The organism is Hymenobacter mellowenesis, from assembly GCF_030581005.1.
GTDB lineage: Bacteria > Bacteroidota > Bacteroidia > Cytophagales > Hymenobacteraceae > Hymenobacter > Hymenobacter mellowenesis.
The window spans coordinates 119,896-131,783 of record NZ_JAUQSX010000005.1; the positions used below are offsets into that span (position 1 = coordinate 119,896).

Here is an 11,888-nt window from a genome sequence, read left to right on the forward strand (position 1 = left end):
GGGAAACGAAAAAGCGTTTGGGGGTTGCCAGCCGGTCCGGCTCACAACTCCCAAACGCTTTCGGTTTTCAGAAACCTAAAAACTACTCGGCAGCAGCTTCAGTAGCTTCGGCGGCCGGAGCCTCGGTCGCTTCTTCAGCAGCCGGAGCGGGGGCGTTAGCGGCCAGCAGAGCAGCCGCTTTCTGACGCTGAGCTTCGGCGCGGGCTTCTTTCACTTTGGTTTCGGCGTCGAAAGCAGCTTTCTTGGCGTTGGCTTTGGCGTCAACCAGGCCGGTGCGCTTGCCTTCGATTTTGGCATCTTTCTCGTCTTTCCAGGCGCTGAAACGCTGGTCAGCAACTTCCTGGGTGATAGCACCCTTGTCAACACCCAGCTGCAGGTGACGACGGTAGAGCACGCCGCGGTAGCTGAGCATGGCCCGAACGGTGTCGGTAGGCTGGGCACCGGTCATCATCCAGTAGAACGCGCGGTCGGCGTCGTAGTTGATGGTAGCGGGGTTGGTTTGGGGGTTGTAGGTGCCGAGTTTCTCGATGAAACGGCCGTCGCGGGGGGCGCGAGCGTCGGCTACTACGATGTCGTAAGTCGCGGCCTTTTTGCGGCCACGGCGGGCGAGGCGGATTTTAACTGCCATAAACCGGTGGGGTTGTGTGACGCAGCTCGTGCGTCGGATGAGGTTTTCCCGAAATTGGGAGTGCAAAGGTAGCATTTGTTCAGGGCATTAGCTAGCCCCAACGCAAAAAAGCCACCCGGCCCCAGCTCCTATTTGCTGTTGGTCTGCTGGCAGTTGTCGGGCGTGAGCTTGGCCATGTCGCGCTTGGCGGTGTTTTCGGTCACTTCTGACAGCTCCATGCGGGCCCGGGTGATGCTGGTTTTGATGTCGCCGCGCACGTAGTATTTGTGCCCAGCCTCTACATTCAGTTCCAGGCCGGTTTCTTTTTTGAAGACCTCCACGCCGCCGTTTTTGGCCATGATGTCGAGCTTGCCGGGCTTAGTCTTGTACTCGATGTAGCGCTCGTTGCTGAGCTTGCAGATTTTCTGCCCGTTGATGTACACCGCGTAGTTGGCCAGGGCGCCCATGAACTGGCCGCCGCGGTAGATGCAAACTGTGGCCATGTCATCATCGCCAGCAGGGGCCGGGCGGAAGGCGGAGGAGAAGGCCGCCATCAAAATAACGGCTGGGAAGAGAACCAATTTTTTCATAAAAAAAAGAAGGGGGAAAGAAGATACAGTCGCAAATGAACGACAAATCTTCTTTTCCCCAACTTGCTCTTTTTTAGCTGATAGCGCTGAATCTTTTTAGCGGTTCAGCAGAGCCTATTAGAACGTCATGTCGAGCTTGCCGAGACATCCCGCGTGCTTTAGTAATCCAATCGATTGAATTAGTGGTGGCACACGAGATGTCTCGGCAAGCTCGACATGACGTTTCTGAAACTGTTTGAACGGCTATGCCGCCACGGCTTCGCGCTTAGTGCGAACCTGCTTGGAAATCGTGTTCAGGTTCATGTTTTTGCGCTTCACCTTGATGATGCCCACTTTATCGAGGCTCCAGATGGCGACGTAGGTGGGGTCGAATTCCCACCACTTCACGCCGAAGTTGACGCGCATGGGCAGTTTGTGGTGGTTGTTCTGGAATAATTCGCCAAAGGCCAGGAAATCCAGCGCCAGCGTGTTCATCGACTTGTCGTTGTTGTCGAAATTCTGATAGCCGTATTTGTGGCCGCCCCAGTTCACGATGGCGCCGTGGATGGGGCCCATCAGGAAGTGGATGGGCAGCAGCAGGTACTGCCACCAGGCCGTGGCGAAGTTGATGTAGAACAGCACGTAAGCCGTGCCCCAGCCCAAGCGCGAGTAGGCGGTGCCGCCAAATTTATCGAGCCAGTTCCACTCCGGAATGTCGCCCTCGAAGCGCTTGGCGCCTTCGTGCTCGTTGTTCACCACGTCGTTGTAAATCACCTTGGTTTTCCACATCATATCGAACGCGTTGTTCGAGAAGTGAGGCGAATGCGGGTCCAGCTCGGTGTCGGAGTAGGCGTGGTGCATGCGGTGCAGCAGCGCGTAAGCCCGGGGCGAGAGGAAGCTGCTGCCCTGGCAGAGGTAGGTGAACAGGAAGAAGAATTTCTCCCAGAACTTGTTCATCGTAAACATCTTGTGCGCCGCATAGCGGTGCAGATAGAACGTCTGCGTGAACAGCGAGAGGTAGTAATGGGCAATGAAGAAAACAAGAATCGCCATGAGGGTTGCTAAAACTGAACTGACCGCACAAGCAAAACGCCGGAGCTTAGGTTCAGCACTATTAACACAAAATTACGGCCGCCCGATATGCAGGCTGCTGCCGGTGAGGCGAAAGGCCAAAATGTTGCACGTCATTTGACCGCAATGGTTTGCAGTTAAAAAAAGCTGGCTGATAGCGCTTTAATTCGCAAAAACCAGGCGCTGGCGTGTGGCTATTGATAGAACGCGCGCGCCGCGTCCCAGTGCGGGGCGTCAGGTAGGGGAGCCGTGAACGTCAACGCTTCTTTCGTAACGGGGTGCTGCAATTGCAGCTGGCGGGCGTGCAGGGCAATGCTCACGTCAGGCAGCGGGGCGATGAAGCCGTACTTCACGTCGCCCACGATGGGCGTGTTCAGGCCAGTGGCCAGCTGGGTGCGAATCTGGTGGGGACGGCCTGTCACGGGGTTCACCTGGAGCAGGTAGCGGTTGCCGGCCGGGCCCAGCAACTCGTATTTGAGCTCGGAGCGCAGGCCCTGGCCGTGGGCGGTGGGGTAGGCCTTGGTGACGTTGCGCACGGTGTCCTTCACCAGCCAGTGAATGAGCGTTCCGCTTTCCGGGATGGGCGGCTTGCCGGTGAGGGCCCAGTAGGTTTTGTGAATCTTGTCGTCCCTAAACAGCTCGTTGAGGCGGCTCAGGGCCTTGCTGGTTTTGGCCAGGATGACGATTCCCGACACCGGCCGGTCGATGCGGTGGCACACGCCTACGAAGGCTTCGCCGGGCTTCTTGTACTTGAAGCGCAGGTACTCGGCGGCTTTCTTGGAGAGGGGTTCGTCGCCGGTGGCGTCGCCCTGCACGAGGATGCCGGCGGGCTTGTTGATGACGAGGAGGTGGTTGTCTTCAAACAGAATTTCTCTGCCTTCAGACCAGAGGTTTGGTCGGTTCACGCGGCGGGGGCGGGAGGTTGAGAGGGAGCAGGAGCGGGCCAGGGGCCCCTCGGGGGCTTCCGCACGTCATCAGACCACACTCACCGGGCGCTCCGCTCTTGCTTTTGCTGGCACGAAGATACGACGCCGCGCGGAAGCGAAACCGGAGCGGCTCAGGGCGCGGCCGGCGCTTCGCCGGGCAGCTCGGGCGCCGCCGGCAGCTCGGGTGCGGGGTTGTACCAGTTCACGTTGCGCGAGAGGAACATTACCGCGCCCAGCACCACCACCAGGCCCAGGCTGCCGACCAGTAGGGCGTAATCCTGCAGCTGGAGCACCACGAAGATGAAGCCGTACACCAGCACGAGTACGCCGGCCGTGACCAGCGTAAGGCGCCGGTGCCGGAAGCTGGCCGCCGCGTAGCCCGTCACGAGGCCCACAATCACCAGCGCCGACAAGCCGTAGGCGGCATTGAAGGGCATTTGCTCGGCCAGGGCCAGCAGCAGCACGTAGAAAATAACCAGCGCCAAGCCCACCAAGATGTACTGGAACGGGTGAAACCGCCGCCGCGTGAGCACCTCCACGAAGAAGAACACGAGGAAGGTGAGCGTGAGCGGCAGCAGCGCATATTTGGCAGCGCGCATGGTTTTCTGGTACTCATTCACTGGCACCAGCAGGCGCACGCCGAAGGTCGACTCGTCTACGGCGGGGCGGTCGGTATCGGTGCGCCAGTGCTGGGGGAAGCTGCGGTTGAGGTGCAGCACCTGCCAGTCGGCCGAGAAGTTCTGGCCGTTCAAGGTGCGCCGCACGGGCAGGAAGGCCCCGATAAAGCTCGGGTCGGCCCACGGGGCGCTCAGGTGCAGGGTGGTTTGGCGGCCGAGGGGCGCTAGCAGCAGGCCGGTGCTGCCGTTCAGGTCGAGGTCGAAGGAGAAGGTGTGGCGGCGTGTGAGGGCGGCTTCGTCGGGCATCGGAATGGCCACGCTCAGGCCGTTGGTGGCCGAGCCGCTGTGCATTTCGTCGTCGTCGTCGCCCCGGTATTTGGAAAGGCGGCGGCGCTCGTTCAGCACCGTGTTGAACTGCGTGGACACGGTGGGCGCGCTGCCTGCGGGCAGCACCGCGGCGTTGGGCACACCCGGCTCAAAGGGATGGTTGCGGCCGTCCCAGTTCAGCGCCAGACCATTGCGAATGCCTTTCATATCAGAAATTCCCACGGCCACGAAGGCCTCGGACCAGCGCACATCAGCGGCCGGCACACCCAGGTCGGCCAATGGCGGCGCCTGAAACGCGCCCCGCACGCGCAGGCCGGCCCGGTACACCACCGCCTCATAGATGCCGCGGTGGCGGCGTTCGGGGGCCAGGGTGCCGGTGGTGGCCAGCGTATCGGGCAGCAGGCTGAGGTAGCGCGTTTCTTCCGTTATCACGCCCTTTTCGCTTTGCGAGCGCACCGTGTAGGGCAACACCAACACGGGGCCTAGCACCAGTTGCGGCCCGCCCCACTGGCTGCTGATTTCGGCGGTGGCCGCGTCGCGGTTTTCGGCGCGCTCGGTTATCAGCCCTTCCACCATGTTCGACGGAATGAGCAGCAGCAGCAGCAACACCGCGATGATGATGAGCTTGATGCTGATGCCCCAACTGGTGGAGGAGTTCGGGCGGGCGGGAAAGGCGGCGAAAGGACCCATGCGTGATTTGTGAAGTACTTTGTTTTGCAAAGCTAACGTTGGGATTGGAATAATTGATATATGAGGATGGAAAATAAAAAAGGCCGGGGCTGACGCACATTGCTGCGCGTCGGCCCCGGCCTTTGGGGTTATAAAGAAATTAAGCCAACGGAGGTAGGGGCGGGGCTTGCCCCCGCCCGGATGTTGAACGGAATCGTTGAAACGGTGCCAACGACGTAGGGGCGGGGGCAAGCCCCGCCCCTACGTCGTTCAGACTGAATACGAAATCAATCTAGTACCCTTCCTCTTTGCTTGGGAATTCGCGGTTTTTCACATCGGCCACGTAGTGCTGCACGGCCTCGGTCATGATGTCGTGCAGTTCGGCGTAGCGGCGCAGGAAGCGGGGCTTGAACTCCTTGGTGAGGCCCAGCATGTCATGCACCACCAGCACCTGCCCGTCCACGTCGGGACCGGCGCCGATACCGATGACCGGAATGGTCAGTTCCTCGGCCACCTGCTTGGCGAGGGAGGCGGGAATCTTCTCCAACACCAGCCCGAAACAGCCGATTTCCTGCAGCAGGCGGGCGTCTTCGAGCAGTTTCTGGGCCTCGGCTTCTTCCTTGGCGCGCACGGTGTAGGTGCCGAACTTGTAGATGGACTGCGGCGTGAGGCCCAGATGGCCCATCACCGGAATGCCGGCCGTGAGGATGCGGATGATGCTGTCCTTCACCTCGGCGCCGCCTTCGAGCTTGACGCCGTGTCCGCCGCTTTCCTTCATGATGCGGATGGCCGAGCGCAGGGCCTCGCTGGAGTTGCCCTGGTAGGAACCGAAGGGCATATCGACCACCACAAAGGCACGCTTCACGGCCCGCACCACGCCCTGGGCGTGGTAGATAATCTGGTCGAGGGTGATGGGCAGGGTGGTTTCGTGCCCGGCCATCACGTTCGAGGCTGAGTCGCCGACGAGCAGCACGTCGATGCCGGCGCCGTCGAGAATCTGGGCCATCGAGTAATCGTAGGCCGTGAGCATGGAGATTTTTTCCCCCCGCTGCTTCATGGCGAGCATCTGGTGGGTGGTGATGAGCTTGACTTCCTTGTGCTGGGACATGGGGATGGGCCAAACGGCAGTGGTTGGGGTGAGGGGGCCGTTTGGCGGGGCAAAGCTGGCAACAATTTCGTTACCCCGCGCCGCCACAGCCGCAAAAAGCCCCTGGCCGAAGCACAGGGGCTGAAATATTCACCAGGAAAAAACAACTCAACAGCCCGCCGGCCGCTCAGGCGGCCTCCACCGCATCGGCATCGAGGGCCGGGTCGGGCAGCGACGAGGCCTCGGAATGGCTGGGCCAGCTGGCGGACGGGATTTGCCGGGCCAGCATCTCGGGCAACTCGGCCGGGTCGGTGATGACGAGGATGGGCGTGGGCGCCAGCACGTGGCGCGCCAGTGCCTCGGCCAGAGCCGCGCCGTCGATGCTGCCGGATGGCGCGCCGCTGAGCACCACCAGGTCGGGGTGAACGAGGCGGGCGGCTTTGAGGGCGGTGTCGCCGCGGGCTTCCACGCGCACCACTTCGTGGCCGGCATCGTGCAAATAGTGCTCAACGGCAGCAGCTTCGTGGGCCGAATCGGCGGCCAGGAGTACGCGGAGGAAGAAGGGATTCATAGCCGGGTGCAGAAAACGAAAGGAGTTTTCAAAACAACCAAGCTCCCGGCGTCCGTGCTGGCAATAGCGACCAATACGCCGCCTTGCCCCGCCAACGTGGCCAAACCCTCTGCGAACGAACCTGCGGCTACTGAAACTGCGCGTAGCGGTTCCGGTTAATCTTTAAATCCTGCAATAAACTGCTCTTCGCCGCAATGGTAAAATTGTAGCCTTTCGTGATTCCGAAGGGAATCCAGGTACCGTTGATTTGCCAGCAGTGCAAATCGCGGAAGAAGGTGATGTTCGGGTACGTCACGCTTTGGTTGGTGATGTCGTAGCCCAGGTTGTAGCTCAGGCGCAGGTTTTCGGTGAGCTTGACGGAACCCGTGACGCCTACTGTGTTCAGGGCCAGAATGGGCGGCCGGCCATTGGCCCGGATGTATTCTGCCGTGAGCGGGATGGTGTTGGTGGTGTAGCCGGCGGCGTAGGTGAGAGCCAGCTCCCACGGAATGTCGAAATCGACGTAATCGGCGTAGTAGTTGGTGGGGCCCACGGTGCCCAGGGTGGGGTCGTTAGCCGGCGCCACGGCCCGCGGAATGGTGCTCTTTTTCTTGCCCGTAGCGGGGTTGAAGCTATAGGTGGCCCCGAAGCTGGCCGAGGCCAGGCGCAGCAGCTTGCGCGGTTCGGACTCGAACAGGAATTTGTTGATGATGCGGCCGGAACCATCGCGCTGGTAGGCAATGAAGCTGGCGTTGCTGTTCAGGTTTAGCTTCTTGGCAATCTGGGTGCGGAAGTTCACGCCCAGCGGCGAGAGCTTGAGGGAGTCCGCTTTGAAGTTGTAGCCGATGTTGAAATCGAGGCCTTCGATGAGGTTGGATTTCTTGAACGGGTTCAGGCCGGTGGTGTCGTTCGAGTCGCGGATTTTCATCTCCACCGCGTTTTGCAGGCTGAAGGAAATCTGGCTCTGCTCTGCGCCGCCGGGCGTGCCGTAGAGGAAGCTCTGGTAGGAATCGAAAGTGTAGTTGTTGAGCAGCAGCTCATTGGCCGTTGTCGTATTATAGACCCGCTGCCCAAATTGGTTGATGTAGCCATTGAGCACGGTCGAGCCCAGCGGGAACCGGTCTTGGGTGCGCAGAGGGGGTGCGTAGGTGTAGTTGAGGCTCGGCGTCATCTTGTGGCGCAGGGCCTGAATCTTGTGCGTGCCGCGGCGCACCCACGTGCCGTAGATGGTGGTGTTGAGGCTGGCCGAGCCGGAGTAGGTATTTAGGCGGTTGAAGCCGTACGTCGTGTCGATGCGCACGGCCTGGGCCACGGGGCTGTAGGTATATTTCAGGCTTTTGGCATACCACACCTCGCTGTAGCTCACCGAGGGGCTGAACTTGACGTGCGGCCCTAAGTCGTAAGAGCCCAGCCCGATGCCAAACTGGTGCTGCATGCCGTTGTTGGAATTTTGCAGCAGCCGGCCCAGGGTGGCGAAGCTGAACGGAATGCGCGTATCGGTGGTGGTGCCGCCCAACAGGGGCAGGCCGTTGGCCAGTGTGCGGGCACCAATGATGTTGCTCACCTCGTTGCGGGCCGTCATGTTGTAGCTCAGCGTGAACTGCTCGTAGGTGGCCGCGCCCAGCCGGCCGCCCTGGCCCGGCTTGATGCCGAACCACTGGTAAGGGTACTGCCGGGCCACGCCCACGCTGATGTCGGGCAGGGTGAAGGTCATGCGGCCGTCGGTGCCCTGGCTCTGGCTCAGGCGGACGTCGTAATTGACGGGCGAGTTACGAATCTGCTTCGAGTAGCTGATGCTGGAGCTGAACTGCGTGGACAGGTAGCGCCGGGCATCGAGGCTGTTGATTTGGTTGTAGCTGCTGGTGCCCGCGTTCACGCTGGCCGAGAAGCGGCCGCCGCCGGGCTTGGCCTGGGGCGTGTGGTTCCAGGTAATCCAGAACGAATTGGCGGCCGGCGGGCGAATGTAGGTCTGGCCCACGCCCACGGCGTCCTGGGTCAGAATCTGGTTGCTGGGCCGCGTCGAGAAGCGGAAGTTGAAGTTGCCCTGGTAGGTGTAGCGCTTGAGGTAGCTCACGTCGGCGGTGGCGCCCCAGCCGCCGAAGGTATCGGCGTTGCCGGCGTAAATGTCGCCGGTCAGGCGCACGCCGATGTAGTCGTTCGGCGCAAAGTAGTAGCCGCCGTTGGTGAGGAAGTAGCCCCGGTCGGCCGCCTGCCCGAAGGTCGGAATCAGCACGCCCGAGCCCCGGCTCTTGTTCGGCGTCGGGAAGAAGCCAAACAGGAAACCCAGCGGCGTGGGCACGTCGCCAATGACGAGGTTGAACGGCCCGGTCACCACCTTATCGCCCGGAATCACCTTCATTTTCTTGGCCTGAATATAAAAGTGCGGGTGCTCCAGGTTGCAGGTGGTGTAGCGGCCCATCAGGCCATTGATTTCGCCGCTGGGCAGGCGCTTGATGACCTGTGCGCCCACGTAGCCTTCGCCCTGCGTGGTCACGGCCTCGCTCACCTTGGCCTTCTTGCTCTTGAAGTTGTAGGCAATGCTGCGGGCCTGGTATTTCTGGCCGTTGTCGGTGAGCATGGGTGTGCCCACCCGCTTGTTGGTCGCCGAGTCCTGCCGGCCTTCGGCCTGCATGGTGTTGGTGCCGTAGTTCACCGTGATGAGGGCCGCCTTCAGGTCGGTTTGGCCATACACCACACTGGCGCTTTCATAGAGACGCGCAATCTTCTTGGTCACGTCGAACTGAATGGAGTCCTTGGCCGTGTAGTTTATGGTGGTGGAAATCTGGCCTTTGGGCCGGGCGGCCACCTGCAGCGAGTCGCCGTTGCCGCGCACGCCGTTCACCAGCCCGCTGGTGTCGGTGGGCGCCGTGCCGCGCTGCCGGGCGGTGCCGCCGGGGGCCAGCGTGTCGGGCACGGGCTGGTGCGAGGCGCCGGGCACGCGCGACTGGCCTGTGTTGCGCACGCCGGGCGGGGGCGGCCCCACGGGGTCGCGCGGGTCGGCCGAGATGTTGCGCACCGGCGGGGTAGGGGCCGAGCCGGGCCGCTGGCCGGGCTTGGCCGGGGCCACCGTGGTGCCGCGCCGCGGCGTGGCCACGGTGCTGGAATCGACGCCCGGCGTGGTGGGCGCCTGCCGAATGGCGCGGGCCCGGGCCTTGCGGGCCTGGATTTTGGCCTTGCGCTGGGTCTTTTTGGGCGTGGGCTGCCCCGTCTGGGCCTGGGCCGAACCCGCGAGGCCGAACAACAGTAAAAAGAGGCACCCCAGCACGCCAGGGCGAAGCCGCGCCGCCGTCAGGCAGAGTGGCCGGGGCCGAAACCCGGCTTCGGGACGAAGGCTAAACCTAGCAGGCAAAGTATAGTAGCGGTTAATTCGTTTACTTTTGGGGCTTCTACAAAGGTAGCAGGTCGCTACCGCCTCTTCAACGAACAACGTGCGGATTATTGCCCCATTAGCTATTAGCACTTGGCTGTTAGCCGCTAGCTTTCTGCTAACGGCCAGCCAGTCGCCGGTGGCCGATTCTAACCGCAGCCGCGGCGCGGCGCGGCCCGATACCATCGCCGCCGATTTGGAAAAAGCGAACGGCCACCAGCTATCGGCCGACAACTCATCAAACCGCTACCGCCTGCGCACCGTGGTGCTCGACGCCGGCCACGGCGGCAAAGACCGGGGCTGCGCCGGCGCCAGCGCCCGCGAGGCCGATGTGGCGCTGGGCATCATCCTGGCCTTGGGCAAGCAGATTGAGGAGAACCTACCCGATGTGAAAGTGGTGTACACGCGCAAGACGAACGTGTTCGTGGAGCTGGACGAGCGCGCCGCCATTGCCAACCGCAACCACGCCGACCTGTTCATCTCGGTGCACTGCAACGCCGGCCCCAGCGCCGGGCACGGCACCGAAGTGTGGACCATGGGCCTGCACAAAACAACCGCCAACCTGGGCGTGGCCCAGCGCGAAAACTCGGTTATTCTGCAGGAAAAAAACTACCAGACTCGCTACAACGGCTTCGACCCCAGCTCGCCCCAAAGCCACATCATGTTTTCGTTGTTCCAGTCGGCCTACATCACCAACAGCCTGCGCTTCGCCCAGCGCGTAGAACGGCAGCTGCGCACCAGCGTGAAACGCCCCAGCCGCGGCGTGAAGCAGGCCGGTTTCATCGTGCTCTGGAAGTCGACCATGCCCTCGGTGCTCATCGAATCCGGCTTCCTCACTAACCCGGCCGAGGAGCGGTATTTGAACGACAAAGCCAATCAATCGTATATGGCCGCGGGCATCTACCGCGCGTTCCGCGAATACAAGCGCGAGCTCGAAGGCGGGTAGCCTTCCGGCGCTACGGTCGGGGCTATTCTTTCGCCCCCGGCCGACCTTTCGGCGGCCGGCTTTCGTAGGTGGTCAACCGCATCGGCCTATTCCTCAATTTATCACTCAATACCTCGACTCGTGTCTAAAGAAATAAAAGTGGCGCTACTGGCCATCGTCGCCATCGCTGCCCTGGTCATAGGCTATAACTTCCTGAAAGGCAGCAATCTGCTGTCCAATGACCGCACCTACTACGCGGTGTATCCCTCGGCCGACGGCCTGACGGTGGGCGCCCAGGTATTGCTCAATGGCATCAAAGTAGGACAGGTGAAAAACCTGGAGCTGCAGCCCGAAAAAGGCAATACCGTGCGCGCCACCCTGGAGCTGGAAAAAGGCATCGTGGTGGGCGACTCTACCACGGCCGGCCTCAGCGGCTCGCTGCTGGGCTCGAAGAGCATCACACTTATCATGGGCAAAAACACGAAGCAGTTCAGCGGCGGCGAAGAGCTACGCACCAAGTCGGCCATCAGTAGCATCGACGCCTTCCAGGCCAAAGCCCTGCCCGTGCTCGACACCGTCGGCGCCACGCTGGCCCACATCAACGGCTTCTTGAACAAGGATGCCCAGAGCAACATCCAGGGCACGCTGCTCGGCGCCCGCGCCAGCACCGAGGCCCTGCAAAAGCTCATCCTCGCCAACCAAGCCAACGTGGCGCTCATCACCCGCAACCTGGCCCAGATGAGCACCGCCCTCAACAAAACCACCAGCAAGCTCGACCGCATTGCCGTGAACTTCAGCCAGCTCTCCGACTCGCTGAAAACCGCGCCCGTGGGCCCTGCCCTGCGCCGCCTCAACTCCACCCTGGCCGACGCCCAGGTGACCGTGCAAAGCCTCAATACCGCCCTCAGCGACCAGAAAGGCTCGATGGGCCGCCTGTTGCACGACTCGACGCTCTACAACAACCTGGCCGCCACCACCGCCAGCTCCAATGACCTGCTGATGGACCTGAAAGCCAACCCCAAGCGCTACGTGCATTTCTCGGTATTCGGCGGCGGGGGCGGCAAGAAGAAAACCGAGGTGGAAACCACCACGACCAAGCCCAACGGTAGCGTGGTGGAAACGGAGAAAAAGACGACGATTAAGTAGTCTTGCTATCCGTGCAAAAAGAACGTC

The 11,888-nt window shown here is 61.7% G+C and carries 10 protein-coding genes; 2 read left to right on the forward strand and 8 right to left on the reverse strand.

Annotated elements, in window-relative coordinates; genetic code table 11:
• Positions 1-82 precede the first annotated feature (82 nt).
• The 8 genes from Q5H92_RS11200 to Q5H92_RS11235 all read right to left on the reverse strand — a co-directional run bounded on the left by Q5H92_RS11200 (position 83) and on the right by Q5H92_RS11235 (position 9,664).
• Positions 83-628 (reverse strand): 30S ribosomal protein S16, encoded by a 546-nt coding sequence (locus tag Q5H92_RS11200; protein ID WP_305011613.1) that lies wholly within the window; start codon positions 626-628, stop codon positions 83-85.
• A gap of 128 nt (positions 629-756) precedes the next feature.
• Entirely contained in the window at positions 757-1,197 is a 441-nt protein-coding gene (locus tag Q5H92_RS11205) for a DUF2846 domain-containing protein (RefSeq protein ID WP_305011614.1), read from the reverse strand.
• Between the two features lie 243 nt (positions 1,198-1,440).
• Positions 1,441-2,229, reverse strand: coding sequence for an acyl-CoA desaturase (locus Q5H92_RS11210; protein WP_305011615.1), 789 nt, complete (start codon positions 2,227-2,229; stop codon positions 1,441-1,443).
• Between the two features lie 212 nt (positions 2,230-2,441).
• On the reverse strand, positions 2,442-3,152 hold the full coding sequence (locus Q5H92_RS11215) for an RluA family pseudouridine synthase (protein ID WP_305011616.1): 711 nt from the start codon (positions 3,150-3,152) through the stop codon (positions 2,442-2,444).
• 152 nt (positions 3,153-3,304) lie between these two features.
• The gene (gene creD, locus Q5H92_RS11220) at positions 3,305-4,807 is read right to left on the reverse strand and encodes a cell envelope integrity protein CreD (RefSeq protein ID WP_305011617.1); all 1,503 of its coding nucleotides are present in this window, start codon (positions 4,805-4,807) and stop codon (positions 3,305-3,307) included.
• A 271-nt stretch (positions 4,808-5,078) separates the two neighbouring features.
• On the reverse strand, positions 5,079-5,894 hold the full coding sequence (panB, locus tag Q5H92_RS11225; protein WP_305011618.1) for a 3-methyl-2-oxobutanoate hydroxymethyltransferase: 816 nt from the start codon (positions 5,892-5,894) through the stop codon (positions 5,079-5,081).
• Positions 5,895-6,060: 166 nt separating this feature from the next.
• Positions 6,061-6,444 (reverse strand): ANTAR domain-containing protein, encoded by a 384-nt coding sequence (locus Q5H92_RS11230; protein ID WP_305011619.1) that lies wholly within the window; start codon positions 6,442-6,444, stop codon positions 6,061-6,063.
• A gap of 127 nt (positions 6,445-6,571) precedes the next feature.
• Entirely contained in the window at positions 6,572-9,664 is a 3,093-nt protein-coding gene (locus tag Q5H92_RS11235) for a putative LPS assembly protein LptD (RefSeq protein ID WP_305011620.1), read from the reverse strand.
• A gap of 265 nt (positions 9,665-9,929) precedes the next feature.
• Here Q5H92_RS11235 and Q5H92_RS11240 point away from each other — a divergent pair, with 265 nt between their 5' ends.
• Positions 9,930-10,736: an N-acetylmuramoyl-L-alanine amidase family protein gene (locus Q5H92_RS11240; protein ID WP_369811138.1), complete on the forward strand. Its 807-nt coding sequence runs from the start codon at positions 9,930-9,932 to the stop codon at positions 10,734-10,736.
• Between the two features lie 120 nt (positions 10,737-10,856).
• Positions 10,857-11,861, forward strand: a complete 1,005-nt coding sequence (locus tag Q5H92_RS11245) for an MlaD family protein (RefSeq protein ID WP_305011621.1) — start codon at positions 10,857-10,859, stop codon at positions 11,859-11,861.
• The last annotated feature ends 27 nt before the right edge of the window (positions 11,862-11,888 follow it).